General features: G+C 64.0%; 23 protein-coding genes. 14 read left to right on the forward strand and 9 right to left on the reverse strand.

Annotated features, from left to right (window positions below; all coding sequences use genetic code 11):
* Window positions 1-39 precede the first annotated feature (39 nt).
* From ACMNAY_RS10570 to ACMNAY_RS10605, 8 genes are all read left to right on the forward strand, one after another.
* A complete protein-coding gene (locus ACMNAY_RS10570) occupies window positions 40-2,181 on the forward strand; it encodes a polyribonucleotide nucleotidyltransferase (RefSeq protein ID WP_418719354.1) in 2,142 nt (713 codons plus the stop codon).
* A gap of 175 nt (window positions 2,182-2,356) precedes the next feature.
* Window positions 2,357-3,070: a hypothetical protein gene (locus ACMNAY_RS10575; protein WP_418719355.1), complete on the forward strand. Its 714-nt coding sequence runs from the start codon at window positions 2,357-2,359 to the stop codon at window positions 3,068-3,070.
* 169 nt (window positions 3,071-3,239) lie between these two features.
* Window positions 3,240-3,998 carry a glycosyltransferase family 2 protein gene (locus tag ACMNAY_RS10580; protein ID WP_418719356.1) on the forward strand — a complete coding sequence of 253 codons (759 nt, stop codon included), beginning with the start codon at window positions 3,240-3,242 and terminating at the stop codon, window positions 3,996-3,998.
* A gap of 108 nt (window positions 3,999-4,106) precedes the next feature.
* Window positions 4,107-4,994: a glucose-1-phosphate thymidylyltransferase RfbA gene (gene rfbA / locus ACMNAY_RS10585; RefSeq protein ID WP_394977595.1), complete on the forward strand. Its 888-nt coding sequence runs from the start codon at window positions 4,107-4,109 to the stop codon at window positions 4,992-4,994.
* A gap of 22 nt (window positions 4,995-5,016) precedes the next feature.
* Window positions 5,017-5,925 carry a dTDP-4-dehydrorhamnose reductase gene (gene rfbD / locus ACMNAY_RS10590; protein WP_418719357.1) on the forward strand — a complete coding sequence of 303 codons (909 nt, stop codon included), beginning with the start codon at window positions 5,017-5,019 and terminating at the stop codon, window positions 5,923-5,925.
* A 20-nt stretch (window positions 5,926-5,945) separates the two neighbouring features.
* Window positions 5,946-7,001 (forward strand): dTDP-glucose 4,6-dehydratase, encoded by a 1,056-nt coding sequence (gene rfbB, locus ACMNAY_RS10595; protein WP_418719358.1) that lies wholly within the window; start codon window positions 5,946-5,948, stop codon window positions 6,999-7,001.
* Window positions 7,002-7,190: 189 nt separating this feature from the next.
* Complete coding sequence (locus ACMNAY_RS10600) at window positions 7,191-8,207, forward strand: hypothetical protein (RefSeq protein WP_418719359.1); 1,017 nt, start codon at window positions 7,191-7,193, stop codon at window positions 8,205-8,207.
* A 27-nt stretch (window positions 8,208-8,234) separates the two neighbouring features.
* The gene (locus ACMNAY_RS10605; RefSeq protein ID WP_418719360.1) at window positions 8,235-9,446 is read left to right on the forward strand and encodes a hypothetical protein; all 1,212 of its coding nucleotides are present in this window, start codon (window positions 8,235-8,237) and stop codon (window positions 9,444-9,446) included.
* Between the two features lie 72 nt (window positions 9,447-9,518).
* Here the strand turns inward: ACMNAY_RS10605 and ACMNAY_RS10610 are convergent, their stop codons facing one another.
* On the reverse strand, window positions 9,519-10,562 hold the full coding sequence (locus ACMNAY_RS10610; RefSeq protein WP_418719361.1) for a threonine aldolase family protein: 1,044 nt from the start codon (window positions 10,560-10,562) through the stop codon (window positions 9,519-9,521).
* Window positions 10,563-10,723: 161 nt separating this feature from the next.
* Between ACMNAY_RS10610 and proB the strand changes: the two genes are divergently transcribed.
* The 3 genes from proB to ACMNAY_RS10625 are packed head-to-tail and all read left to right on the forward strand — an operon-like array spanning window position 10,724 to window position 13,674.
* Window positions 10,724-11,503: a glutamate 5-kinase gene (gene proB / locus ACMNAY_RS10615; protein WP_418719362.1), complete on the forward strand. Its 780-nt coding sequence runs from the start codon at window positions 10,724-10,726 to the stop codon at window positions 11,501-11,503.
* Window positions 11,500-12,756 carry a glutamate-5-semialdehyde dehydrogenase gene (locus ACMNAY_RS10620; RefSeq protein WP_418719363.1) on the forward strand — a complete coding sequence of 419 codons (1,257 nt, stop codon included), beginning with the start codon at window positions 11,500-11,502 and terminating at the stop codon, window positions 12,754-12,756. Before proB ends, ACMNAY_RS10620 begins: the two co-directional genes overlap by 4 nt.
* A 33-nt stretch (window positions 12,757-12,789) precedes the next feature.
* Window positions 12,790-13,674, forward strand: a complete 885-nt coding sequence (locus tag ACMNAY_RS10625) for an Ice-structuring protein (RefSeq protein ID WP_418719364.1) — start codon at window positions 12,790-12,792, stop codon at window positions 13,672-13,674.
* A gap of 48 nt (window positions 13,675-13,722) precedes the next feature.
* Here ACMNAY_RS10625 and ACMNAY_RS10630 read toward each other — a convergent pair whose 3' ends face one another.
* The 4 genes from ACMNAY_RS10630 to ACMNAY_RS10645 all read right to left on the reverse strand — a co-directional run bounded on the left by ACMNAY_RS10630 (window position 13,723) and on the right by ACMNAY_RS10645 (window position 17,343).
* On the reverse strand, window positions 13,723-15,018 hold the full coding sequence (locus ACMNAY_RS10630) for a putative ABC transporter permease (protein WP_418719365.1): 1,296 nt from the start codon (window positions 15,016-15,018) through the stop codon (window positions 13,723-13,725).
* Between the two features lie 112 nt (window positions 15,019-15,130).
* Window positions 15,131-16,006 carry a DegV family protein gene (locus ACMNAY_RS10635; protein WP_418719366.1) on the reverse strand — a complete coding sequence of 292 codons (876 nt, stop codon included), beginning with the start codon at window positions 16,004-16,006 and terminating at the stop codon, window positions 15,131-15,133.
* Between the two features lie 10 nt (window positions 16,007-16,016).
* The gene (locus tag ACMNAY_RS10640) at window positions 16,017-16,514 is read right to left on the reverse strand and encodes a tRNA (cytidine(34)-2'-O)-methyltransferase (RefSeq protein WP_418719367.1); all 498 of its coding nucleotides are present in this window, start codon (window positions 16,512-16,514) and stop codon (window positions 16,017-16,019) included.
* Window positions 16,515-16,518: 4 nt separating this feature from the next.
* Window positions 16,519-17,343, reverse strand: a complete 825-nt coding sequence (locus ACMNAY_RS10645; RefSeq protein WP_418719368.1) for a bifunctional hydroxymethylpyrimidine kinase/phosphomethylpyrimidine kinase — start codon at window positions 17,341-17,343, stop codon at window positions 16,519-16,521.
* 179 nt (window positions 17,344-17,522) lie between these two features.
* Between ACMNAY_RS10645 and ACMNAY_RS10650 the strand changes: the two genes are divergently transcribed.
* The 3 genes from ACMNAY_RS10650 to ACMNAY_RS10660 all read left to right on the forward strand — a co-directional run bounded on the left by ACMNAY_RS10650 (window position 17,523) and on the right by ACMNAY_RS10660 (window position 19,681).
* Entirely contained in the window at window positions 17,523-17,714 is a 192-nt protein-coding gene (locus ACMNAY_RS10650) for a hypothetical protein (RefSeq protein WP_394966878.1), read from the forward strand.
* Between the two features lie 146 nt (window positions 17,715-17,860).
* Window positions 17,861-18,679: a hypothetical protein gene (locus ACMNAY_RS10655; RefSeq protein WP_394976852.1), complete on the forward strand. Its 819-nt coding sequence runs from the start codon at window positions 17,861-17,863 to the stop codon at window positions 18,677-18,679.
* Window positions 18,680-18,817: 138 nt separating this feature from the next.
* On the forward strand, window positions 18,818-19,681 hold the full coding sequence (locus ACMNAY_RS10660) for a patatin-like phospholipase family protein (RefSeq protein ID WP_418719369.1): 864 nt from the start codon (window positions 18,818-18,820) through the stop codon (window positions 19,679-19,681).
* Between the two features lie 83 nt (window positions 19,682-19,764).
* Here the strand turns inward: ACMNAY_RS10660 and ACMNAY_RS10665 are convergent, their stop codons facing one another.
* The 4 genes from ACMNAY_RS10665 to feoB all read right to left on the reverse strand — a co-directional run bounded on the left by ACMNAY_RS10665 (window position 19,765) and on the right by feoB (window position 24,753).
* The gene (locus ACMNAY_RS10665) at window positions 19,765-20,928 is read right to left on the reverse strand and encodes a 3-phosphoglycerate dehydrogenase family protein (RefSeq protein WP_394966872.1); all 1,164 of its coding nucleotides are present in this window, start codon (window positions 20,926-20,928) and stop codon (window positions 19,765-19,767) included.
* A 19-nt stretch (window positions 20,929-20,947) separates the two neighbouring features.
* Window positions 20,948-22,030 (reverse strand): 3-phosphoserine/phosphohydroxythreonine transaminase, encoded by a 1,083-nt coding sequence (gene serC, locus ACMNAY_RS10670; RefSeq protein WP_418719370.1) that lies wholly within the window; start codon window positions 22,028-22,030, stop codon window positions 20,948-20,950.
* Window positions 22,031-22,234: 204 nt separating this feature from the next.
* On the reverse strand, window positions 22,235-22,393 hold the full coding sequence (locus tag ACMNAY_RS10675) for a FeoB-associated Cys-rich membrane protein (protein ID WP_394976845.1): 159 nt from the start codon (window positions 22,391-22,393) through the stop codon (window positions 22,235-22,237).
* A gap of 23 nt (window positions 22,394-22,416) precedes the next feature.
* The gene (gene feoB, locus ACMNAY_RS10680; RefSeq protein ID WP_418719371.1) at window positions 22,417-24,753 is read right to left on the reverse strand and encodes a ferrous iron transport protein B; all 2,337 of its coding nucleotides are present in this window, start codon (window positions 24,751-24,753) and stop codon (window positions 22,417-22,419) included.
* Window positions 24,754-24,815 lie beyond the last annotated feature (62 nt).

Below are 24,815 nucleotides of genomic sequence, written 5' to 3' on the forward strand. Positions count from 1 at the left end.
GCGGCCCCATGCCGCGAAAAACAACAGGAGGTATTTTCTATGGCTTTGGAATTTGCGTCCAAACACGAAACGTTCCCCAATTTCAAGACCTTTGAGATGGAACTGGCCGGCCGGCCCCTGGTGGTGGAGACCGGCAAGATGTGCGGCCTGTCCAACGGCAGCTGCCTGGTGCGCTACGGCGAGACCGCCGTTCTGTGCAACGTCACCATGAGCGAGAAGCCCCGTGACGGCATCGACTTCTTCCCCCTGAGCGTTGATTTCGAAGAAAAGCTCTACTCCGTGGGCCGCATCCCCGGCAGCTTCATGCGCCGTGAGGGCCGCCCCGGCGAGAAGGCCATCCTCACCAGCCGCGTGGTGGACCGGCCCATCCGTCCTCTGTTCCCCAAGACCATGCGCAACGACGTGTGCGTCACCATGACCGTCATGAGCGTGGATCAGGACTGCAGCCCTGAGATCACCGGCATGATCGGCACCTCCATCGCCCTGTCCATCTCCGACATCCCCTGGGCCGGCCCCATCGGCGGCGTGTTCATGGGCCTGGTGGACGGCGAGCTGGTGGTGAACCCCACCCAGGAGCAGCGTGACAAGAGCGACCTGCAGCTCACCGTGGCCGCCACCGAGAAGAAGATCGTCATGATCGAGGCCGGCGCCAACGAGGTGGACGAGGTCACCATGCTGAACGCCATCAAGGCCGCTCATGTGGAGATCAAGAAGGTCATCGAGTTCATCAACGGCATTGTGGCCCAGATCGGCAAGCCCAAGAAGGAGTTCCAGGACATGGAGCTGGATCACGACCTGTTCGAGGCCGTGAAGGCGGAGTACCTGGACGAGTTCAAGGCCGCCATGGACACCGACGACAAGAACGTGCGCGACGCCCGCCTTCTGCCCATCCGCGAGAAGCTGGAGGCCCAGTACGCCGAGCAGTGGGGCGCTTCTGTCATCGAGGAACTGATGTACAAGATGCAGAAGTTCGTGGTTCGCCGCTGGCTGCTGGACGACGGCAAGCGCGTGGACGGCCGCGGCATCAACGAGATCCGGCCCCTGGCCGCCGAAGTGGGCCTGCTGCCCCGCGTGCACGGCAGCGGTATGTTCACCCGTGGCCAGACCCAGGTGCTCACCGTTACCACTCTGGGCTCCACCAAGGACAGCCAGCTGATGGATGACCTGGGCACCGAGCCTTACAAGCGTTATCTGCATCACTACAACTTCCCGCCCTACTCCGTGGGCGAGGCCCGCGCTCCCCGCAGCCCCGGCCGCCGCGAGATCGGCCACGGCGCTCTGGCCGAGCGTGCCCTGGTGCCCGTGCTGCCCAGCGTGGAGGAGTTCCCCTACACCATCCGTCTGGTGAGTGAAGTGCTGTCCTCCAACGGCTCCACCAGCCAGGCCTCCATCTGCGGCTCCACCCTGAGCCTGATGGACGCCGGCGTGCCCATCAAGGCCCCCGTGGCCGGCATCAGCTGCGGCCTCATCACCGAGGGCGAGCGCTGGATGACCATGCTGGACATCCAGGGCGTGGAGGACTTCCACGGCGATATGGACTTCAAGGTCGGCGGCACCCACAAGGGCATCACCGCCATCCAGATGGACATCAAGATCGACGGCCTGACCTACGAGATCATCGAGGAAGCCTTTGAGAAGTGCCGCAAGGGCCGTCTCTACATCCTGGACGAGATCATGCTGCCGGTCATCCCCGCTCCCCGCGAGCAGCTGTCCAAGTACGCTCCCAAGATGCTGTCCATGGTCATCCCCGTGGACAAGATCAAGGACGTCATCGGCAAGGGCGGCAAGGTCATCCAGGAGATCTGCGCCAACTGCAACTGCAAGATCGACGTGGAGGAGGACGGCCACGTGTTCGTCTCCGCCATCGACGTGGACGACGCCAACCGTGCCATCCACACCATCAAGACCATCGTGGAGGACCCCGAGGTGGGCGCCATCTACAAGGGCCGCGTGACCCGTCTGATGAACTTCGGCGCCTTCGTGGAGATCGCCCCGGGCAAAGAGGGCCTGGTGCACATCTCCAAGCTGGACTCCAAGCGCGTTGAGCGCGTGGAGGACGTGGTCGCCGTGGGCGACGAGCTGATCGTCATGGTCACCGAGATCGACCAGCAGGGCCGCATCAACCTGAGCCGCAAGGACGCTCTGGCCGCCATCGAGGCCAAGCGCAAGCAGCAGGGCTGAGCATCATAAAACCATCAGAGCCGCCGCTCTCCGAAAGGAGGGCGGCGGCTTTTTTGTTTTTGCGGCAAAAATTATACGTATCCTTTTAACTTGCGCCCCGCCCCGCCCTATAAGAAGGGTGTAAGGCAAAATCAACGTGCAAAAGCACTTGAAAAACAGCAAGGAGGAAAATCTCATGTTCAATAAGAAAATCGCCGCAGTTCTCGCCGCGGTCACCGCGGCCTTCACCCTCGCCGCCTGCGGTGCGCAGGATGTTTCCGCGCCCGCGTCCGTCAGTGCCAGCCAGAGCGCGAGCAGCGCCAGCCAGACCACCGAAAGCAAAGGGAAGGAGAGCGCATCCGTCGCCCAGGATAAGAGCACCTCCGCCAATAGCGAAAAGACCGCCGCCTCGTCCGCCGGCAAGAGTGCGGCCTCCGGCAGCGCCAAGGCCGCCGATAATAAGACCGCCACCAGCAAGGCCACCGGCGGCGGGACCCCCGCCGGCACCCAGACTGCTACCAGCAAGACCGGAACCAATCAGACGGATACCGGCAAGACCGGCACTTCCACTGACAGCAAAACCCCTGCCGCCACCCCCGCGCCGGGCAGCAACGCCGGCACCGGCCACAACCCCAACGAGGGCGGCGCCATCGGCGGCGGCAACACCACTGTCCCCGGCGACGGCAGCTGGGCGGTGGACGGCGGCGATGCTACCCTGGACGATGAAGTCATTCCTCCGCCCCCGGTGACCAACTCGAACGATAACATCGGCACCGGCAACAACCCTAACGCAGGGGCTGCTGGTGGTCAGGGTGCTGACTATGTGATTCCCGGCGACGGCAGCTGGGCGGTGGATGGCGGCAACGCCATTCCCGGCGACCAGGTCATCCCTCCCGAACCCGCTGCCTGACCCCCATTGAATAATAGCGCCGCCCGCCGGAGCCCCGGCGGGCGGCGCTTTCTGTGTTCCTGCCTGCAAAAAAGAGCGCCCGGCCGCCCTGCCTCGTGTTGCCCCGGCGGCTCCTTTGTGGTATACTATACTCGACTATTTCTGTAATTTTGGAAGGGGGGGCGGCGCGTTGAAGATCAGCGCCTGCATCGTGTGCTACGGCGGGGCCGAAGAGGTCATCTGCGCCGCCGAGTCGGTGCTTCGGCACACCGCCGCGCCCCTCACCCTCTATCTTGTGGACAATGCCAGCCCCGACGGCGCGGGCGAAGTTCTGGCCGCTCATCCCTGGCCGGAGAACGTCTCCGTGCTGCGTCTGCCCGAAAATCTGGGCTTCGGCGCGGGCCACAATAAGGTGCTGCCCCTGCTGGACAGCGACTATCACTTCGTCCTCAATCCGGACATTTTCGTGGAGAGCGACGTGCTGGGCGGCCTTTGCGGCTGGCTGGAAGATCACCCGCAGGCGGTGATGGCCACCCCGCGCCTCACCTTCCCCGACGGGCGGGAGCAGGTGCTGCCCAAGCGCAAGCCCGGCGTGCTGGGCCTTGCCGCGCGGCAGGGCGTGCCGGGGCTCAAACGCTTCGGCGACCATTACGCCATGCTGGACGAGGACCTTTCCAAACCTACCCCCATCGAATTCTGCACCGGCAGCTTTTTCTGCATGCGCACCGCCGTGTTCAAAGACATCGGCGGCTTCGATGAAAAATACTTCATGTATGTGGAGGACGCGGACATCACCCAGAAGGCACGGTGCAAGGGCCTGGTCTACTACCTGCCCCAGTTCACCGCCTGCCACGCCTGGCACCGCGCTCCTCAAAAGAGTTTGAAGCCCTTTTTGCAGCAGCTCAAAAGCATGGGCCGCTATTTCTGCAAGTGGGGTTTCCGGCTGTAAAAGCCGCGGGGCCCGGACCCTTAAAATCGTAGACAGCGGAAGTGGCTCCGCTTTGTGGTAAGCCGCAAAAATGAAGGGCGCCCATGCGCCCAAAAAGGAGCGAATGATATGAAAGGCATCATTCTGGCCGGCGGCGCCGGCACCCGTCTGTACCCTCTGACCATGGTCACCTCCAAGCAGCTGCTTCCGGTGTACGACAAACCCATGATCTACTACCCCCTGTCCACCCTCATGCTGGCGGGCATCCAGGAGATCCTCATCATCTCCACCCCCGAGGACACCCCCCGCTTCGAGCATCTGCTGGGCGACGGCAGCCAGTATGGGCTGAAGCTCTCCTACAAGGTGCAGCCCAGCCCCGACGGCCTGGCTCAGGCGTTCCTGCTGGGCGAGGAATTCATCGGCGACGACTGCTGCGCCATGATCCTGGGCGATAACATCTTCTACGGCAACGGCTTCTCCCGCATCCTGAAGGCGGCGGTGACCAACGCCGAGGAGAAGGGCCGTGCCACCGTGTTCGGTTACTACGTCAACGACCCCGAGCGTTTCGGCATCGTGGAGTTCGACGAGGAGGGCAAGGTCATCAGCGTGGAGGAAAAACCCGCCCATCCCAAGAGCAACTACGCCATCACCGGCCTGTATTTCTACGACAACCGGGTGAGCGCCCAGGCCAAGAAGGTCAAGCCCAGCGCCCGGGGCGAGCTGGAAATTACCACCCTCAACGCCATGTATCTGGAAGAGGGCAAGCTGGACGTGCAGCTGCTGGGCCGGGGCTTTGCCTGGCTGGACACCGGCACCATGGACAGCCTGGTGGACGCTGCCGACTTTGTGCGCATGGTGGAAAAGCGCCAGGGCATCAAGATCAGCGCCCCCGAGGAAATTGCCTACAAGAACGGCTGGATCAGCAAGGAGAAGCTGCTGGAGAGCGCTGCCCGCTACGGCAAGAGCCCCTACGGCGAGCATTTGAAGCGGGTCGCCGACGCCAAAATCCGTTATTGAGAATAAGAAGGAAGGAACGCAGATGAAGATCCTCATCACCGGGGCCGGCGGTCAGCTGGGCACCGAATTGCAGCGGCAGCTGGCCGAAGGCGGCAGCAGCCTGGGCCCTCTGCCCGAGCGGCTGAAAAATGCCACCGTGCTCCCCACCGACGTGGCCGAGCTGGACATCACCGACCGTGCGGCCACCATCGCCTTTGTGCGCCGCCATCAGCCGGATACCATCATCAGCTGCGCCGCCTTCACCAACGTGGACGGCTGCGAGACCAACACCGACGCCGCGTTCAAGGTGAACGCCCTGGGCGCTTCCCATCTGGCCCAGGCTGCCGAGCGGGTGGGCGCGCGGCTCATCCACGTCTCCACCGACTATGTGTTCAGCGGCGAGGGCAGCACCCCCCTGGACGAGAGCTGCCCCATCGGCCCGGTGAGCGCCTACGGCCGCACCAAGGCTTTGGGCGAGGAATATGTGCGCAACTTCTGCCACCGCTACTTTATTGTGCGCACCGCCTGGCTCTACGGCTACAACGGCAAGAACTTTGTCAAGACTATGGTGAACGCCGGCAAGAAGTTCGGCAAGCTGGAAGTGGTGAACGACCAGCTGGGCAACCCCACCAACGCCGAGGATCTGGCCCACCACATCCTCAAGCTGGCGGTGAGCCACGACTACGGCGTCTACCACTGCACCGGCGAGGGCGTTTGCAGCTGGTATGACTTCGCCAGTGAGATCATCCGCCTGGCCGGAGTGGATGCCACCGTGTTCCCCTGCACCAGCGCCGAATACGCCGCCAAGCACCCCGCGGCGGCCAACCGCCCCGCATGGAGCGCGCTGGAAAACCGCATGCTGGCCTGCACCGTGGGCAACGAGATGCGCCCCTGGCAGGAAGCACTGAAATGCTATTTCGAACATTGGGACGGCGAGAACGGCCTCAAATAAGAAAGGAAAGGGAAACTCCCATGAAAAAGTATCTCATCACCGGCTGCGCCGGCTTCATCGGTTCCAACTTTGTTTACTATATGCTGAATAAATACAAGGATATACTCCTTGTAAATCTGGATAAGCTGACCTACGCCGGCAACCTGGAGAACCTGAAGGACGTGGAGGGCGACGAGCGCCATGTGTTCGTGCAGGGCGACATCTGCGACCGGGCGCTGGTGAGCAGCCTGTTCGAGAAATACGACTTTGACTATGTCATCAACTTCGCCGCCGAGAGCCACGTGGACCGCAGCATCACCAACCCCGAGATCTTCGTGGAGACCAACGTGCTGGGCACCGTGAACCTGCTGCAGTGCGCCAAGAACGCCTGGCTGAAGGACGGCAAGTGGGCCGAGGGCAAGAAGTACCTGCAGGTGTCCACCGACGAGGTCTACGGCAGCCTGGGCGAGGACGGCTACTTTATGGAGACCACCCCCCTGTGCCCCCACAGCCCCTACTCCAGCAGCAAGGCCAGCGCCGACATGTTCGTGATGGCCTTCCACGACACCTACGGCATGCCGGTGAACATCACCCGCTGCTCCAACAACTACGGCCCCTACCAGTTCCCCGAGAAGCTCATCCCGCTGATGATCAACAACGTCAAGCACCACAAGCAGCTGCCCGTCTACGGCGACGGCATGAACGTGCGCGACTGGCTGTATGTGGAGGACCACTGCAAGGCCATCGACATGGTGGCGAACGGCGGCCGTGACGGTGAGGTGTACAACGTGGGCGGCCACAACGAGCGGCCCAACATCTTCATCGTCAAGACCATCATCGCTCAGCTGCACGACCGCCTGCAGGACGACGGCATCGACGAGGGCCTCATCAAGTATGTGGCCGACCGTCTGGGCCACGACCGCCGCTACGGCATCGACCCCACCAAGATCAAGAATGAGCTTGGCTGGTATCCCGAGACCACCTTTGAGGTGGGCATCGTCAAGACCATCGACTGGTACCTGGCCCACGAAGAGTGGATGAACAACGTCACCAGCGGCAACTACCAGAAGTACTACGAAGAAATGTATAAAAATTGATAAAAATTACTGCTCGTATAATCCGCGGGCGTGATCGAAAGCAAAACCAAAGGCCCGCATGCACAGCATGCGGGCCTTTGCGCGCAAAAGAGGGAAAAAAGGCAAAACCCTTTGAATAAGGTGATTTTTTGCCCCTGGCGCACCGTTTTAATCACAGAGGACCAAACGGATGAAAAGGAGGGTCTCCCCATGAAAAAAGCCTTGTGTCTCGCCCTCGCCGCGGCCATGCTGACCCTTTCGGCCTGCGCCGCGCCCCCGGCGGAAAGCATGGAAAGCACATCCGCGCCCGCCGCCCAGACCGGCGAAACGGAAAAGGACCACGTCCTGCAGCTGCTGGACCAGTGCGGCGTGAAGCCGGAGATCACCCGCTTTGAAAACAGCTACGCGGTGGACAAATTCCTGGAGTGCACTGTTTATTCCTCGCTGGAACTGCCCAATGTGGCTGCTCTGTTGGTGGAAAAGCCGGACGGCAGCGCCTTTTACATCACCCTGCCGGACAACAGTTCTGTGAATGGGATGTATGTGGACCACGCGGGTCTGCTGAACGTCCTCACCAACGGCGTCATCCACGGAGGCGACGAGGTCATGCATAACGGCATGGGCGTGTTCAAGGTGGATCTTGACACCGGCGAATCGGTGAGCTATGAAAACAACGAATTCGTCTACCCGGAGGGTGTCTACGGCCGGGAGTGCTCCACCGTGGATGACCACTACACCTTCGGCCAGTGCACCGTCACCGAGGACGCGGTGACCTTCCGCTTTGAACCCACAGAAGAAAACAAAAGCTGGACGGGCACCGAATTCTACTTCCCACCTGTCTGGAGCAACGACGCGGACGGCGATTACCGGATGGCGGTGATTTTCAATAACACCACCGCCCCCGACCCGGCGCTGGCGGAACGGCTGGAAACGTTGCCCGGCGTGCTGGAGGCCACCTTCACCGCGGTGGACAACGACTATTACACCGGCACTCTGCTGGAAATGCACATGGACTCCCGGTGCGTGCTGAGCCATCGGTTCAACGAGGGCGTGCCCGGCCCGGCGCTGGAAAGCTATACCATCCGCTGTTATATGCCCGACCCGAACGACGGCGCGCCGGTGGGCGGCCCCTTCATCCCCGATGCCGATGCCGCCGCTGAAATAGCGGAAAAGGAGCGCAAGGCCATGGAAGAGCTGGGCATGCTGGACCCCACCCCCGCGCCGTGACACACCGTTGGGAGAAAGGAGCGCGCCATGAAGGAAAGAGCGCGGCCGTTTGCGGCCGCTCTGTGCCTGGCGGCCTGGCTTTGCGCCTGCGGCGCGGTCGAAGCCCTGCCGGGTTCCGCGGCGGCTCCGGACTCCCGGTCCGCATCGCCGGCGCAGGTGGAATATCTGGACTCCGCCTTTGACGGCCGGGAGCTATACGCCCTGCTCACCTATCTGGACGGCACGGGCAGTCTGGTGCGGTATGACTGCGCGGCCATGCGCTGCACCTATCTCGCAGGTGAGAGGGACCCCCGGGAGGAAAGCGCTCCCGGCTTTGTGCCCTCGGTGGTGGGGGACGCATGGGTGCTGGCGGACGGCCGCCATCTCTATGTGCTGAAACGCCCGGCGGATGCGGAGCTTTTGGACGAGAAGCAAAAAGACCTGGGGCCGGGCTATCTGATGCGGATGGAGCCGGACGGCACAGGGTGCAGGACCATCCCGCTGCCCGACGACGTCAGCCTTGTTTATGAGGCGTCCGCCGTCATGGAGGGGGACAAAATGCTGCTCGTTCTCTGCCAGGGCCGGGACGGGGAGGAAGAATGGTATCTGGCACAGGCGGACTTCGACGCCGGAACGCTTCAGCACCGGCTGGATTTTGAAGAGGGGACCACGGCGCATCTCTACGGAGCCTGCGCCCGGGGGCCCATCCTCGGCCTGCGTAAAGAAGGTGAGGGCCAGCGGTTCTGCCTCTATGACCTGGAGAAAAACGCCCTGGAAGCCATCCCCTCTGGCGGCGGCGGAACATGGTGCCTGAACGGCGGCGAGGGCGCCGTCTACTATCTTGAGGGCCAGGATGTTTACCGCTATGATGTGGCCACCGGGCAGAGCCGGGCCACCGGCAGCAGCCTGCCCGACGGCTGGGAACAGGCCCGGTTCGAGGAAGTGACGGACGGGTATCTTCTCCTTTCCCGGGGCAGGCAGGGCGAAGCGGACTATGACCGCGCCGCCCTCTGCCTTGCCACCGGCGAGATGTTCCGCCCCGCCCTCGAGGACGAAGGCCGGCGGGTGACCATCGCCGCCGTTACGCCCGGGGGCTATCTGGTCCGGCTGGCGGGCATCCCGGTCCGGTATCAGACCTGCGCCCCCGACGGCACGGCCGTTGAAAACGAGGCCCGCGTCAGCCATTACGCCATGATGGACAAAGCGGACTACTGGAACAACCGCCCCGGCTACCGGGAGTTCGAGAACCCCCGCCTATGAAGCCTATTCCTTCGGTGAATAAAAAAGCTGCCCGTCTGCATCATGCAGGCGGGCAGCTTTTCTTTGTGTTTTTTACACGCAGGCAGGGCAGTCCTTCAGCGCCTGCTCCGCCGCCAGCAGGAAGGCGGTGACCGCCGCTTCCTCGGTGGCCCAGCTGCACACCAGACGGATGCAGCTGCGGCCGCCCTCCAACTTCCCGTTCACTTCCCAGTGGAAAGAGCCCTCCAGCTTTTTCAGCACCGCGTCGGGCAGGATGGGGAAGATCTGGTTGGAGGGGCTTTCGAACATGAACTCCACCCCAAGGACCTTGAGCCCCTCCGCCAGCCGCTGCGCCAGACGGGTGGAGTGCTCGCCCAGCTGCTCGTAGAGGCCGCCGGTCATCAGCTGCTCAAACTGCACGCCCAGCAGCCAGCCCTTGGCCAGCATGCCGCCGTGCTGCTTGAGGATGTAGCGGAAATCGGGCTTTAAGGCCGGGTTCATGATGCACACCGCCTCGCCGAACAGCGCGCCGTTCTTGGTGCCGCCGATGTAGAACGCGTCGCACAGGGCTCCCAGGGCACGGAGGGAGGCCCCGCCACAGGCCAGGGCGCTGGCAAGGCGGGCGCCGTCCAGATAAAGCAGCAGGCCCAGCTCGTCGCACACCGCCCGCAGGGCTTCCAGCTCGGCGGTGGTGTAAACGCCGCCCACCTCGGTGGTGTTGCTCACATACACAAGGCGGGGCTTCACCATGTGCTCGTCCGGGTGGGCCGCCACCGCCTGGCGCACCAGCTCCGGGGTCAGCTTGCCGCCGGGGGCGGCGGGCATGGCGATGCACTTGTGGCCGGTGGCCTCCACCGCGCCGGTCTCGTGGACGCAGATGTGGCCGCTGTGGGCCGCGATGGCCGCCTCGTGGGGCCGCAGAAAGGCGCAGATGCAGGTGGCGTTGGTCTGGGTGCCGCCCACAAAGAAGTGAACGTCCGCGTCCGGCCGGGCGATCTTCTCCCGGATGAGGTCGGCAGCATAGGCGCAGTGGGGGTCGCGGCCGTAGCCGAAGTTGCCCTCCAGATTGGTCTCGGTCAGGGCGTTCAGAACGGAAGGGTGAGCCCCTTCGCTGTAATCGTTGGTGAATCGGTACATCGTTATTTCCCTCGCTTTCCCGCGGGCCGGCGGGCCGGCCCGGCGTTCTATGGCAAAATTATACCATTATTTCACAAAAAGTCCACGCTTCGACGTTTGTGTTGCGGGGCGGTTTATGCTATACTTTAATCTGTATCCGACTGTGAAAAGGAGGACCAGGCATGAAAGCTGTGGTCAAAGTAGGTACTTCCACCCTGGCGCACGCCACCGGGCGGCTGAACATCCGCCGCATCGAGGGGCTGTGCAAGGTGCTCAGCGATCTGAAAAACGCCGGGCATCAGATCATTCTGGTGTCCTCCGGCGCCATCGGCATGGGCGTGGGCAAGCTGGGCCTGCCCGGCCGTCCGGCGGACATGCCCACCAAGCAGGCTGCCGCCGCCGTGGGTCAGTGCGAACTGATGTATACCTACGACAAGCTCTTTTCCGAATACAGCCACACCGTGGCCCAGATCCTCATCACCAGCGAGGACCTGGCCGACCCGGAGCGCAGCGGCAACCTGCACAACACGCTGGACCGGCTGCTGGAGATGGACGCGCTGCCCATCGTGAACGAGAACGACACCGTCAGCACCGCCGAGATCGCGGTGGGCGACAACGACACCCTGGCCGCCCGGCTGTGCCGCAGCCTGGAGGCGGAGCTGCTGGTGATTTTGAGCGACATCGACGGCCTCTACACCGCCGACCCCCACACCCACCCCGACGCGCAGCTGCTGCGCCGGGTGGAGGCCATCACGCCGGAGGTCTGCGCCCTGGCCGGCGGCGCCGGCAGCAGCCTTGGCACCGGCGGCATGGCCACGAAACTCCGGGCGGGAAAGATCGTCACCGAGGCGGGTGCGGACATGGTCATCGCCAACGGCCGCGACCCTGCTGTGCTCTACACCGTCTTTGAAGGGGGCGAGGCGGGCACCCGCTTTCTCGCCCAAAAGGAGGCCGCCCAATGACCACCCGTGAACTTTTGCTGACCGCCCGCTCCGCTATGGGCGCGCTGGCCCTTGCCAGCGGCCGGGAGCGCAGCGCGGCGCTCCGGGCCATGGCGGCCCGCCTGCGCAGCGAGTGCGGCGCCATTCAGGCGGCCAACGCCGAGGATCTGGAGGCCGCGAAGGCCACCGTGGCCCCGGTGATGCTGGACCGCCTGCGGCTGGACGAGGCCAGGGTGGAAGCCATGGCCGCCGGCGTGGAAGCCGTGGCCGACCTGCCCGACCCGCTGGACCGGACTTTAAGCGAGACCACCCGCCCCAACGGCCTGGTCATCCGGCAGGTGAGCGTGCCCATGGGCCTCATCGCCATCATCTACGAGAGCCGGCCCAACGTCACCAGCGACGCGGCGGCCCTGGCCCTCAAGAGCGGCAGCGCCTGTGTGCTGCGGGGCGGCAAGGAGGCTTTCCGCTCCAACAATGCCATCGTGGAGGCTCTGAAACAGGGCCTTGAGGACGCGGGCCTGCCCGGCGGGCTGGTGGCTCTGGTGCAGGACACCAGCCGAGCCTCTGCCACCGAGCTGATGCGGGCCACCGGACTTGTGGACCTGCTCATCCCCCGGGGCGGCGCGGGGCTCATCCGCGCTTGCGTGGAAAACGCCGCCGTGCCCGTCATCCAGACCGGCACCGGCATCTGCCACATCTATGTGGACAAAGCCGCCGACCTTTCCATGGCGCTGGACATTGTGGACAACGCCAAGACCAGCCGCCCCTCGGTGTGCAACGCCGCCGAGGTGTGCCTGGTGCACAGGGACGCGGCCCCGGAGTTTCTGCCCCGCCTTTATGACCGGCTGGTCACCCGGCGGGCGGCCCAGGGCCTTGCGCCGGTGCAGCTGCGGCTGGACGAGGCCGCCGCGGCCCTCATTCCCGGTACGCCTGCCGGCCCCGATGACTTCGACACCGAATTTTTGGACTATGTCCTGGCGGTGGCGGTGGTGGACAGCCTCGAAGCTGCCACCGACCACATCGCCCGCCACTCCACCGGCCACAGCGAGGCCATCGTCACCGCCGACGAGGCGGCAGCCGCGGCCTTCACCCGGCGGGTGGACAGCGCAGCGGTGTATGTGAACGCATCCACCCGGTTCACCGACGGCGGCGAGTTCGGGCTGGGGTGCGAGATGGGCATCTCCACCCAGAAGCTCCACGCCCGGGGCCCCATGGGCCTGGAGCAGCTCACCAGCTACAAATACATCATTCTGGGCAGCGGCCAGATCCGCTGACCGCATCCCAAGCAAGGAGGGGACAGAACACCCATGGCAAACACCATTTCCCAACAGGAACACGAGCGCCACAAGCGCCGCCGCACCCGCCAGTGGCTGGGTCTGGGCATCTGCGTGCTGGTGCTCATCGGCGCGTTCACGGTCATCGCAACGGCGGTGAACGGCGTGGCGGTGCTTTTTGACGACACCGAGGAAAAACTGGAATACGAGCAGCGTCTGCAGGCGCTGGTCATGCTGGACCCGCTGCCCTTTGAGGGGCTGGACCAGGCCGACCCGGCCCTGTTCAAGGAGGCTTCCGTGTGGGCCGCTGTGTCCGCCGCCCAGAACAGCGCCACCGGGCTGGACGCCTACGAGCGCGACCCCAACACCGACAGCCTGCTGCTGCCCGCCGTGGAGGTGGACGCCGCGGCGGCCGCCCTTTTTGGGCCGGACTACAAGCTTACCCACGAGACCTTCAACAACGTGGGCGGCGACATGACCTTTGAGTACGACGCGGAGAAGCAGTGTTACCTCATCCCCGTCACCGGCCAGGTGGGTATGTACACTCCCAAGGTGGAAAAGCTGGATAAAAAGAGCGGCAAGCTCTACGTGACGGTGGGCTATGTGCCCGCTCCCGGCCTCAACGGCGACTTCAGCCTTTCCGCCCCCACCGAGCCCACCAAGTATATGGACTATGTGTTCCAGAAAGTGGACGGCGTCTACTACCTGTGCGCACTGGAAGTAAGCGAGATGAAGCCCAGCTCCAGCGCGGCGGCCAGCGCCCCCGAGACCGACATGGACTATGAGGATTACTTCGATCCCACCAGCGTCATCGCCGAGGGTGCGGGCAGCCTGCCCACCGACAGCGCGCCTGCTTCCGACAGCACCGCGGAGGGCGAACCCGCCTCCGAGCCTGCGTCGGACAGCGCGGCTGAATAACAAAAGAAGAAGCCCCGCGGCAAAAGCCGCGGGGCTTTTTTATATTGTTTACTCGGTGCGGATGGCGTTGGGATAGATGCGTTTCATCGTTTCGTCTGGGTAGTGCTCGTCCATCCAAACCTGCCAGGAAGCGGTGGCGGGCACACCCTCGGCCCGCTGGCTGTAGCGGCCCATGGCCAGGGCGCTCACGCTTATGTTGGCCGCCATGAACACCACCAGCACCGCGGTGAGGATGCGGCCCGGGGTGATGGGGATGGCTTCGATCCAGCGGGAGAAGTGGGGGTAGACCAGCCGGAACCAGGCCACGGCGGCAAAGCCCCAGAAGAAGCAGTAGAGCAGGTTGATGCGCCCGCCCAGGTTGAAGGGGATCTTGCTGTAGTCCCAGAAGACGGTGCCGAACACCAGTTCGGTGAACACACTGCACAGATATTCATAGGCGCCGCCCAGCACGGTGCCCGCCACGAAGAGAAAGCTGGCAGGCTTGTCCTTGTAGCGGTAGAGCAGCAGGGTGGCCAGCGCCAGCGCCAGGCCCCAGACCAGGCTGAACGGCCCCCACACCACGCTGCTGCGGCTCATCCAAACGCCGCCGGTGACGCGGCAGAAGATGGTCTCCACGATGTCGCCCAAAAACGCGCCGATGAAGAAGAGCAGAAACAGCTTGGAAAAACTGCACCCGGCGGCGAACACGGTGGCCTTTTCCCGCTTTTTGTGCACGAAGCTGGCCTCGGGGTAGGCTTTCTGGATACGCCGCTCAGTGCGGCTGAGGATCCAGCCGCCCATCCGGGCGCTGACGGCGTCCAGCCGGCGGCTGGTGTTCTCCAGCGCGGGCAGCTTGTGCACCACGCCTGCCAGCGTCAGCACGCTGGCCAGGCCGTCCACCGCCACCAGAGCGATCAGCGTCCACAGAACGATCTGACGGGCGGGGGCAGGGATGAGGTCATAGAGCCAGGTGAGCAGCGGGTTGCCCCACTTCACCATCACCGTGCCCAGCAGGCCCCAGAGCACCGAGGCGCTCAGGCAGATGTAGCCATCCAGGTTGAAGCGGCGGTTCGAGTAGTCCCACCAGCGGGTGTGGCTGACGTTTTCCAGCAGATGGCCTGCCAGCCATTCCACCACCGTGGCCAGCACGGCGCTGCCCAGGAAGAGGAACAGCAGGCCGGAGCGCAGTTCCGCAAGGCCCACCGTGATGAGGGTGCCGGAAATGCCGTAGATGATGCACCAGGGGCCGAACAGCACGCTGCGGTCCACATAGCGGCGGGTGCGGATGGCGGCCAGGGTGGTCTCCATCACCCAGCCCAGCAGGGAAAAGCAGAGGAACAGCCAGAGAATGTGTTCAAGATTCATAAAAAAGACCTCCGTCGGTCAGTGATAAAAAAACCGCCCGCGGGGAGCCGTGCGTCCTGATGATGCGACAGACGGCCCACGCGGGCGGAAAAGACAGGTAAAAACGGGCGGCTCAGCGCCGGGGCACGCCCTGATAAACGATGGCCATGGCGTCCGGGCCGGTGTTGCTGGCCACGGCCGCGCCCAGCTTGAACACCGCGTCCGGCCCGCGGCCGAACTCCTTGCGGCAGAGCTTTTCCAGCTCCTTCACATTGGGGATGTCGGTGCAGCCCAGCATGTAGTGGACGTCCCCGTCGGGATAGTCCATCCGTTTGCGCACCTGTTTGATCATGGCGGCGGGCACGGCCGCGTCACCGCGCACCTTGTCCTCCACCTTGGTCACCCCGTCGATGAGGCTGATGATGGGCCGCAAACCCAGCAGCTCGCCGGCAAAGGCCGCCGCCGCGCTGATGCGGCCGCTCTTCTTCATCTGCTTGAGACTGAAGGCGGAGAGCACGATCTCCTGCCGGGCAAAGGCGGCCTCCAGCTCGGCGCACACATAGCCCACCTCGGCCCCGTTGCGCAGGCGGCTGGCCGCCTGCACCACCGGCGCGCCGTACACGTAGGAATAGGTGTGGCTGTCGATGAGGTGGATGTTCAGTTTGTGGTCGGGGCGCTCCTCCCGCAGCATGTCCTGCGCCAGAATGGCCGCGTCGTGGGTGCCGCTGCCGGTGGAGTTGATGGTCACATGCACCACGTCGGTGTAGCCCTCGTCCACATATTTGCAGTACTGCTCACAGAACTGGATGGCGGTGACCTGGGCGGTGCTGGGCACGCCCTGGGCAGAGCGCAGCATCTGATAGAATTCGTCGAACCCGAAGTCCCGGCGCTCCACATAGCTCACGCCGTCCAGCGTGATGACGAAGGGCAGGATATCAATGCCATACTGCTTTTCCAGTTCGGGGGGGATGTCGCAGGCGGAATCGGTCAAAACGGCGATCTTTCGCATAGTTCCTCTCTCACTCCCATTGATAATCACGCAGCTGGCCCCGGGATTCAAGGTCTGCGAAGTCCCATTGACGCAGCACCTCATACACGCCCACCGCCACCGAATTGGACAGATTCAGGCAGCGCACGCCGCGGCGCATGGGCAGCCGCACGCAGAAGGGCTGGTTTTGATGCAGCAGTTCTTCCGGCAGCCCGGCGTCCTCCCGGCCAAAGACCAGATAGGCACCGTCGGGATAGGCCACGTCGGTGTGACGGCGGGGGCCCTTGCTGGTGAAATAGTAGAAGGGGCCTTCGTTGTGGGCAAAAAAGTCCTCGAGCCCCTCATAATATGTTATATCAAGCAGGTGCCAGTAGTCAAGCCCGGCCCGCTTCAGGTGGCGGTCGGTCACCTCAAAGCCCAGCGGCTTCACCAGATGCAGCCGCGCGCCGGTTACGGCGCAGGTGCGGGCGATGTTGCCGGTGTTCTCGGGGATCTGCGGCTCTACCAGCACGATGTTCACGGTGGGCATGGCGTTAGCCCTCCCGCACGGTCAGCCGGCCCAGCAGCGGCTCGAACCACACGCCCAGGGCGGTGGGAGCCTCCGGGTCGGTGGCGGCGATGGAATCGGCCACAAAGCCCGCGGCGGCGTCGGTGGCGGCGGACAGGGCGTTGCCCCGCAGCAGCGCGCCGGTGAGCACCGCGGCGAATAAATCGCCGGTGCCGGGGTAGCTGCGCTCCAGCTTCAGCCGACGCACCACAAAGCTGTTGCGCCCCGCCCCGGTGCAGACCAGATGCCGCCCCATGGGCACGCCGGTCACCACCGCCTGGGGGCACAGGGCGGTGAGCTCCTGCGCCAGCGAGAGGGCCTGCTCGTCGTTCAGCTCGCCGTCGGGCATCGGGCGGCCCAGCAGCAGGCAGGCCTCGGTGAGGTTGGGCAGGATCAGATCTGCCGAGCGGCACAGCGCCTGCATGCCGGGCAGCTTGTCCTCCATGCCGGCGTAAAAACGGCCGTGGTCGGCCATCACCGGGTCAACGATCTTGAGGGCGTCCGGCCACAGGTAAAAGGCCTTGGCGGCCAGATGCTGGTCCTCTTCGCTGGCTAAGTACCCGGTGTAGACGCAGTCGAACTCCACACCCAGCGAGCGGTAGTGCTCCAGCGCGGCTTCGCCGTAGCCGTGGCACAGCTGCACCGCCGGCTGGCCCAGACCGCCGGTGTGGGTGGAAAAAATGGCCGTGGGCAGCGCCACGGGCTGACAGCCCATGGCGGCCAGCACCGGCGCGATCACCGACAGGCTGCACCGCCCCAGGCCGGACAGATCGTGGATGCACAAAACCGTTTTAGGCGCTTGAAAACGCAAAAGGGTCACTCCTCCCGGCGCGGGTCATCCGCACCGTTCTATTAGAATCATTGAACTTTATTTTAGCACAAACAGGGGGTCAAAAAAAGACGTATGGCGGAACATTTTGCGGGAAATACTAACAGCAGGACCCGGGCAGCGCCCGGGCCGCGCAGACAAACAAAGGAGGGGCACAAGGGATGAACAAGAACACCACCCGCACCACCATGATGGTGGCCGGCGGGCTGGCCGCCACCGCCGCCATGACCGCGGCGGGCATGGCCGCCGCCAAGAACAGCCGCAAGGTGAAGAAGATGGCGAAGAAGGTGGGCCGGGGCGCCCAGCAGGCCGTACTGGACCTGGACAAGGCCATCGGCCGTTATTACCGCTGAACGGGCAGCCGTTTGTGCTGGGCCGCGCTGAATGCGCGGCCTTTTTCTTTTGCACCTTGCATTTTTCGCCGTCCGGTGGTATAACGGCGATGGTAGAACCCACCGGGACGCCTCGCCCCGGCGCAAAGTGAGGAGGATTTTTAAAGATGAAACAAGCTATGGCACTGGCCCTCGCTGCGGCGATGGCCCTTTCCCTCGCGGGCTGCGGCGAGCCCGCGTCCGCGTCCCAGTCCGTGTCTCAGCCGGCCAGCGTGTCCCAGCCGGAAAGCGCGTCTCAGCCGGCGTCCGTTTCCCAGCCGGAAAGCGCGCCCGTAAGCGTGCCCGCCCCGACGGGGGAGAGCTATTTTGACGCCAACGGCATCCCTGTGCTGGACGAGCCTTCGGATCTTGAGGTGCACGCGGTAGCCTACGACATGGAGGACAGCACCATCCAGCGCACAGTGCCGGCCCAGGTCAGCGCCCGCGTGGTGGTGGGCGACGCGGAGAAAGAGGGCTACAAAAAGGTCGCGCTGTATGTGACGGTGACCTGTTCCGACTTTGCCTACAACGAGGAGGGCGGGCTGGACGAGGACGTGGCCTACAACAGCGGCATTTACGACCTGTACACCGGCCGCGCGCTGCCCACCCGCAGCACCGCCGGTGATGCGGCGTACGATTATTCCGCCACAGTGGAGGTGGACGGCACTTCCTACGACATCTCCTACAGCAAGAACATTCAGTGGATGGTGCTGCCGCTGGACAGTGGAGAAGTGTACCGCCGGTGCAACCAAAACTGGGTGTTCGAGGTGCCCGAGGCCTACGACGGCCTGGTCTACTGCGCTGTTGACCCGCTGAGCTATGACCCCGCCTCTTACAGTGAGGAGATCGACGAGAGCGAGTATTACGCCATGGACCTTTTGAACGATGAAAGCGTCGCGGCGGACACCACCGTGTTCTTCCGCTTCGGCACCGACATCCCGGCCTGAGCCGCCCCTTCCGGGCCGCGCTTAAAGCGCGGCCCTTTTTTCGTCTCAAAAACTTTACAAATTGTTTTGTGACGCGGCGGCGCCGGGGGAGTATAATAGGAACAGGGACAGAAAGCGACCAAAAGGAGCGTGAAGGAAATGGAACAGAACACCACCCTCATTCTGGAAGGGGGCGCCATGCGGGGCCTGTTCACCTCGGGCGTGCTGGACGTGTTCATGGAAAACGACCTGTATTTTCCCCAGGTGGCGGGGGTCAGCGCCGGGGCGCTCAACGGCGTGAACTATGTGGCCCACCAGCCGGGACGCAGCCGGGCGGTGAATCTGGACTATGTGAACGACCCCCGGTACATGGGCGCGAGCCATCTCATCAAGGATTTCAGCTATTTCAACTTCGATTTCCTGCTGGGCGAGGTGAGCGAGACCCTCAACCCCCTGGACTTCGACACCCTCTATTCCTCGCCCCAGAAGCTGTGGGCGGTGGCCACCGACTGCCGCACCGGCGGGCCGGTGTATTTTGAGAAGAATCAGCCCGGCATCGATTTCATGGACGCGGTGCGCGCCTCCGCCAGCCTGCCCCTGATGGGCCGCATGGTCAAGGTGGGGCGGGAGGTCTGCCTGGACGGCGGCGTGGCCAATCCCGTGCCTCTGCCCGCCGAGCTGCCCTTCGCTTCGGGCAAGGCGGTGCTGGTGCTCACGCGGCAGGCGGGCTTTCGCAAAAGCGGCCAGCACCGGGTGGTGCGGCGGCTCTACCGCCGGCGCTACGGCGCCCACCCGGAGCTTCTGGAGGCCTGCCTCACCGGCCCCGAGCGCTACAACCAGCGGATGGACGAGATCGACCGGCTGGAAGAAGCGGGGGAGATCTTCGTCATCCGCCCCGACGGCCCGGTGACGGTGAGCCGTGCCGAGCGCAGTGTGGAAAAGCTGGACGCCCTCTACCGCCGGGGCCGCGCCGCCGCCGAGGCTGCCCTGCCCGCCATGAAGGAGTTTTTGGGCCTGGAATAAGAGAAAGACAGCGCGCCCCCGGACCGCAAGGCCCGGGGGCGCTTTTGCTTGCACTCTTGCACTATGGAGAGGAAGAAGTTATCTTACAGCACCCGCACCCGGATGACCGAGGGGATGGCGGCCAGCTGATCGGCCAGGGCGGCGTCCAGCCCGCCGGTGACGTCCAGCATGGTGTAGGCCATCTCTTTTTTGCTCTTGTTCACCATGTTTTCGATGTTCAGCTTGCCCTCGGTGATGACGGCGGTGATGGCGCTGATGAGGCCCGGCTCGTTTTTGTGGATGACGCACACCCGCTTGCCCGCGGCCCGGGGCTGCACCACTTCCGGCATGTTCACGCTGTTCACGATGTTGCCGTTCAGCAGGTAGTCCGCCAGCTGGGCCGCGGCCATCACGGCGCAGTTCTCCTCGCTCTCGGGGGTGGAGGCGCCCAGATGGGGGATGCAGGTGATGCCCGGCACCCCCAGCAGCTCGGCGGCGGGGAAGTCGGTGACGTAGGCGGCCAGCTGGCCCTCGGCCAGCGCCGCCAGCAGGTCGGCGTTGTTCACAAGCTCGCCCCGGGCGAAGTTCAACAGCCGCAGCCCCGGTTTGCAGGCCCGGAACACACCGGCGTTCATGAAGCCCTTGGTCTGGGCGTTGGCCGGCAGATGCAGGGTGATGTAGTCGCACTGGGCCACCAGCTCGGTGAGGCTCACGCTGTGGCGCACGCCCCGGCTCAGGTTCCAGGCCGCCTGCACCGAGATGTAGGGGTCATAGCCGTAGACCTCCATGCCCAGATGCACCGCCGCGTTGGCCACCTTCACGCCGATGGCGCCAAGGCCCACCACGCCCAGCTTTTTGCCCGCCAGCTCCGGGCCAACGAACTGGCTCTTGCCCTTTTCCACAAGGGCGGGCACCGCGTCGCCCTCGCCGGCAAGACCCTGAGCCCACTCCATGGCGGGCAGCAGGTTGCGGCTGGCCAGCACCAGGCCGCCGATGGTCAGCTCCGCAACGCCGCCGGCGTTGGCGCCGGGGGTGTTGAACACCACCACGCCCGCCTCGCTGCATTTTTCCACCGGGATGTTGTTCACGCCCGCGCCCGCACGGCCGATGGCCAGCAGGCTCTCGGGCAGCTCCATCTCGTGCATCTTGGCGCTGCGCACCAGAATGCCCTGAGGCGCGTCGGCCTCGTTGTCCACTTTGAACTGGGCGGGGCCCAGCTTCGCCAGCCCCGCGGGGGCGATGTTATTCAGAGTTTTGATGGTATACATAAGGCGCTGCACTCCTTTTTCAGCCGTACTGTTTTACAAAATCCTCCATGAACTGCACCAGTTTGGCCACGCCCTCGGCGGGCATGGCGTTGTAGATGGAAGCCCGCATGCCGCCCACCAGACGGTGGCCCTTCAGGTTCACAAAGCCCGCCTCGGCGGCCTTGGCGCAGAAGAGTTTGTCGGTGTCCGCGTCGGGGCTGGTGAAGGTGACGTTCATGATACTGCGGTCCGGCTTGTTCACCGGATTCTTGAAGAACTCCTGGCTGTCGAGATAATCGTAAAGCACCTTCGCCTTGGCGTTGTTGCGCTTTTCCATCTCCGCCAGCCCGCCGATCTCCTCCTCGATGTACTTGAGGGTGAGGCCGGTCATGTAGATGCACCAGCAGGGAGGCGTGTTGTACATGCTGTCCGCCTCGATGAGGGTCTGGTAGTTCAGCATGCTGGGCACGTTCTCCGCCGCCTTGCCCAGCAGGTCCTCCCGCACGATGGCGATGGCCATGCCCGCCGGGGCCACGTTCTTCTGCACGCCGAAGTAGATGAGGCCGTATTTGCTCACGTCGGTGGGGCGGCTCAAAATGCAGCTGCTCATGTCCGCCACCAGCGGTACGCCCTCCACCTGGGGCAGCTTTGTGAACCGGGTGCCGAAGATGGTGTTGTTCTCGCAGATGTGAACGTAGCTTGCGCCGGGGGTGTATTCGATGGCGTCCACATCAGGGATGGCGGTGTAATTGATGTCCTTGGTGTTGGCCACGATGTTCACCTTGCCGAACTTGGCCGCCTCCTTGGCGGCACGGTTCGAGAAGTTGCCGGTGACCAGATAGTCCGCCTGGCCGGTGGTCATCAGGTTCAGGGGCACCATGTCGAACTGGGTGGAGGCGCCGCCCTGGATGAAGCCCACTTTATAGTTGTCCGGGATGGACAGCACCCGGCGCAGCCGGGCCTCGGTGTCCTTGATAATGGCGTCGAAGGTACTGCTGCGATGACTCATCTCCATCACGGACTGCCCGCTGGAGCCGTATTCCATCAGCTCTGACTGGGCGGTCTTGAGCACCTGCTCAAACATCATGGACGGGCCTGCGCTGAAATTGTACACTCTTGCCATTTCGTTTCCCTCCAAAGAAAAGTTCCTGCGCCGCAAAGGATGCAGTAACTTTAGTATAGTACAAAAGCAAAGGGTACGCCAGCGCAAAGATTCACAAAAAAACGGGCAGTTTTGCGGGGTGGGCGCACATAAAATACAAATGTCTTTGAATGGAGGACAAGTTGCCGCAAAAAAAGCCCGGAGCGCAGGGCTCCGGGCCGCAGGTCACTGTTTCTGGTCGTCGGCGTGGCTGCACCGGGAGGCGCAGTGGGCGCAGTCGCCGCCGCAGCCCCCCGCGAAACCTCCGTTTTTGAAGATGAAGGCCAGCGCCCCCACCAGAGCCGCAGCCACCGCCGCGAGGATGAGGATGTCTCCAAGACCCATAAAACAAGTCTCCTTTGATAAAGTCAGTTAAAACCCAGCGCCAGACCGATGCAGCGCACCGCAAAGGCCACCACCCAGGCGATGGCGCACTGGCTGAGAGCCACCAGGGCAGCGGCTTTCGCGCCGCCCATCTCCCGCTTGACGGCGGCGATGGCCGCCACGCAAGGGGTGTAGAGCAGGGTGAAGGTGAGGAACACGAAGGCGGTGAAGGGGGTGAACATGGCGCTCAGCGCCGCCGGCAGGGTGGTCAGGCTGGAGCCGGTGAGCACCGCCAGGGTGCTGACCACCGCCTCCTTGGCGGAAAAGCCGGTGATGAGGGCGGTGGACACCCGCCAGTCCCCGAAGCCCAGCGGGGCGAACAGGGGCGCCAGCAGATCGCCCAGAGCGGCCAGCAGGCTGTTGGCGGAGTCGGTGACCACGTTGAGGCGGCTGTCGAAGGTCTGCAAAAACCAGATGAGCAGGCTGGCCACAAAGATGACGGTGAAGGCCCGCACAAGGAAGTCCTTGGCCTTTTCCCACATCAGCCGGGCCACGCTGCCCGCGCTGGGCAGGCGGTAGTTGGGCAGCTCCATCACAAAAGGCACCGGCTGGCCCTTGAACAGCACCCCTTTCAGCAGCAGGCCGTAGAGCACGCCGATGACCATGCCCATCACATACAGCCCGATCATCACCAGCGCCCGATACCGGGTGAAGAAGGCGGCGGTGAACATGGCGTAGATGGGCAGTTTGGCCGAGCAGCTCATGAAGGGGGTCAGCAGAATGGTCATCCGCCGGTCCCGGTCGCTGGAGAGGGTGCGGGTGGCCATGATGGCGGGCACGCTGCAGCCGAAGCCGATGAGCAGCGGCACGAAGCTGCGGCCGGACAGGCCGATCTTGCGCAAGAGCTTATCCATCACGAAGGCCACCCGGGCCATATAGCCCGAGTCCTCCAGAATGGAGAGGAAGAAGAACAGGGTGACGATGATGGGCAGGAAGGTGAGCACGCTGCCCACACCGGCAAAGATGCCGTCGATGACCAGGCTGTGCACCACCGGGTTGATGCCGTAGGCGGTGAGGCCCGCGTCCGCCAGGGCGGTGAGCTGGTCAAGGCCCAGGCTCAGCAGGTCGCTCAGGGTCTGGCCGATGAGCCCGAAGGTGAGCCAGAACACCAGCCCCATGATGGCCAGGAAGATGGGAATGGCCAGCACCCGGTGGGTGAGGATGCTGTCGATCTTCACGCTGCGGGAGTGCTCCTTGCTCTCGCCCCGGCGCACCACCGACTCGGCGCACACCTGGCCGATGAAGCAGTAGCGCATATCCGCCAGCGCCGCCTCCCGGTCGGTGCCCATCTCGCCCTCCATCTCGGTGATGGCGTGTTCCATCAGGTCCTTCTCATTGTCCGAGAGGTCCATCCGCTCCAGCATGGGCGCGTCGCCCTCCACCAGCTTGGTGGCGGCGAACCGCACCGGTACCCCCGCCCGCTGGGCGTGGTCCTCGATGAGGTGGCAGATGGCGTGGATGCACCGGTGCACCGCGCCGCTGCAGAAGTCCAGCCGCTGGGGCTTTTCCCGGTTCAGCGCCACCTGCATGGCGTGCTCGATCAGCTCGTCGATGCCCTCGTTCTTGGCCGCCGAGATGGGGATCACCGGGATGCCCAGGGCCTGCTCCAGATGGTTCACATGCACCGTGTTGCCGTTGGCCCGCATCTCGTCCATCATGTTCAGCGCCAGCACCATGGGAATGCCCAGCTCGATGAGCTGCAAGGTCAGGTAGAGGTTGCGCTCGATGTTGGTGGCGTCCACGATGTTGATGATGCCGTCCGGCTTGTTGTTCACCAGAAAATCCCGGGTCACGATCTCCTCGCTGGTGTAGGGCGAGAGGGAATAGATGCCCGGCAGGTCCACCACCGTGGCCTGGGGATGCTTGCGGATCTGGCCGTCCTTGCGGTCCACCGTCACGCCGGGGAAGTTGCCCACGTGCTGGTTGGAGCCGGTGAGCTGGTTGAACAGGGTGGTCTTGCCGCAGTTCTGGTTGCCCGCCAGCGCGAACACCAGCGGCGTGTCCGCCGCAAGGGCCGTGCGCTTTTTCTCGCCGTGGCCCGGGTGAGGAATGGGCGGGATGGCCGTTTTGGTCACGGCGGGCGCTTCGCCCGGTTCGCCCGGCTCGCCGATGGCGATGTTCTTCGCGTCCTCCAGCCGCAGGGTCAGCTCGTAGCCCCGCAGCTCCAGCTCGATGGGGTCTCCCATGGGAGCGGTCTTGCGCAGAGTCACCCGGGTGCCCGGGGTCAGGCCCATGTTCAGAAAGTGGCGGCGCAGCGCCCCTTCGCCTCCCACCGATTCAATGGTCGCCGCCTTTCCCAGCGGCAGCTTGTCCAGCGTCATTGCCAGCACCCCTTTATATATAGGAATTAGTATCTTCTAACGCGCACAACTATAGCATTCGC

This window comes from Candidatus Allofournierella merdipullorum, assembly GCF_048426865.1.
GTDB lineage: Bacteria > Bacillota > Clostridia > Oscillospirales > Ruminococcaceae > Allofournierella_A > Allofournierella_A merdipullorum.

Bases quoted from the DNA above. Each gene is read 5' to 3' on its own strand.
- ACMNAY_RS10635 (WP_418719366.1), bottom strand. From the start codon at position 16,006: ATGCGAAAGATCGCCGTTTTGACCGATTCCGCCTGCGACATCCCCCCC.
- ACMNAY_RS10620 (WP_418719363.1), top strand. From the start codon at position 11,500: ATGACCACCCGTGAACTTTTGCTGACCGCCCGCTCCGCTATGGGCGCG.
- feoB (WP_418719371.1), bottom strand. From the start codon at position 24,753: ATGACGCTGGACAAGCTGCCGCTGGGAAAGGCGGCGACCATTGAATCG.
- ACMNAY_RS10655 (WP_394976852.1), top strand. From the start codon at position 17,861: ATGAAACAAGCTATGGCACTGGCCCTCGCTGCGGCGATGGCCCTTTCC.
- rfbD (WP_418719357.1), top strand. From the start codon at position 5,017: ATGAAGATCCTCATCACCGGGGCCGGCGGTCAGCTGGGCACCGAATTG.
- rfbB (WP_418719358.1), top strand. From the start codon at position 5,946: ATGAAAAAGTATCTCATCACCGGCTGCGCCGGCTTCATCGGTTCCAAC.
- ACMNAY_RS10630 (WP_418719365.1), bottom strand. From the start codon at position 15,018: ATGAATCTTGAACACATTCTCTGGCTGTTCCTCTGCTTTTCCCTGCTG.
- ACMNAY_RS10650 (WP_394966878.1), top strand. From the start codon at position 17,523: ATGAACAAGAACACCACCCGCACCACCATGATGGTGGCCGGCGGGCTG.
- ACMNAY_RS10570 (WP_418719354.1), top strand. From the start codon at position 40: ATGGCTTTGGAATTTGCGTCCAAACACGAAACGTTCCCCAATTTCAAG.
- serC (WP_418719370.1), bottom strand. From the start codon at position 22,030: ATGGCAAGAGTGTACAATTTCAGCGCAGGCCCGTCCATGATGTTTGAG.
- ACMNAY_RS10640 (WP_418719367.1), bottom strand. From the start codon at position 16,514: ATGCCCACCGTGAACATCGTGCTGGTAGAGCCGCAGATCCCCGAGAAC.
- ACMNAY_RS10600 (WP_418719359.1), top strand. From the start codon at position 7,191: ATGAAAAAAGCCTTGTGTCTCGCCCTCGCCGCGGCCATGCTGACCCTT.
- proB (WP_418719362.1), top strand. From the start codon at position 10,724: ATGAAAGCTGTGGTCAAAGTAGGTACTTCCACCCTGGCGCACGCCACC.
- ACMNAY_RS10575 (WP_418719355.1), top strand. From the start codon at position 2,357: ATGTTCAATAAGAAAATCGCCGCAGTTCTCGCCGCGGTCACCGCGGCC.
- ACMNAY_RS10605 (WP_418719360.1), top strand. From the start codon at position 8,235: ATGAAGGAAAGAGCGCGGCCGTTTGCGGCCGCTCTGTGCCTGGCGGCC.
- ACMNAY_RS10625 (WP_418719364.1), top strand. From the start codon at position 12,790: ATGGCAAACACCATTTCCCAACAGGAACACGAGCGCCACAAGCGCCGC.
- ACMNAY_RS10675 (WP_394976845.1), bottom strand. From the start codon at position 22,393: ATGGGTCTTGGAGACATCCTCATCCTCGCGGCGGTGGCTGCGGCTCTG.
- ACMNAY_RS10660 (WP_418719369.1), top strand. From the start codon at position 18,818: ATGGAACAGAACACCACCCTCATTCTGGAAGGGGGCGCCATGCGGGGC.
- ACMNAY_RS10610 (WP_418719361.1), bottom strand. From the start codon at position 10,562: ATGTACCGATTCACCAACGATTACAGCGAAGGGGCTCACCCTTCCGTT.
- ACMNAY_RS10665 (WP_394966872.1), bottom strand. From the start codon at position 20,928: ATGTATACCATCAAAACTCTGAATAACATCGCCCCCGCGGGGCTGGCG.
- rfbA (WP_394977595.1), top strand. From the start codon at position 4,107: ATGAAAGGCATCATTCTGGCCGGCGGCGCCGGCACCCGTCTGTACCCT.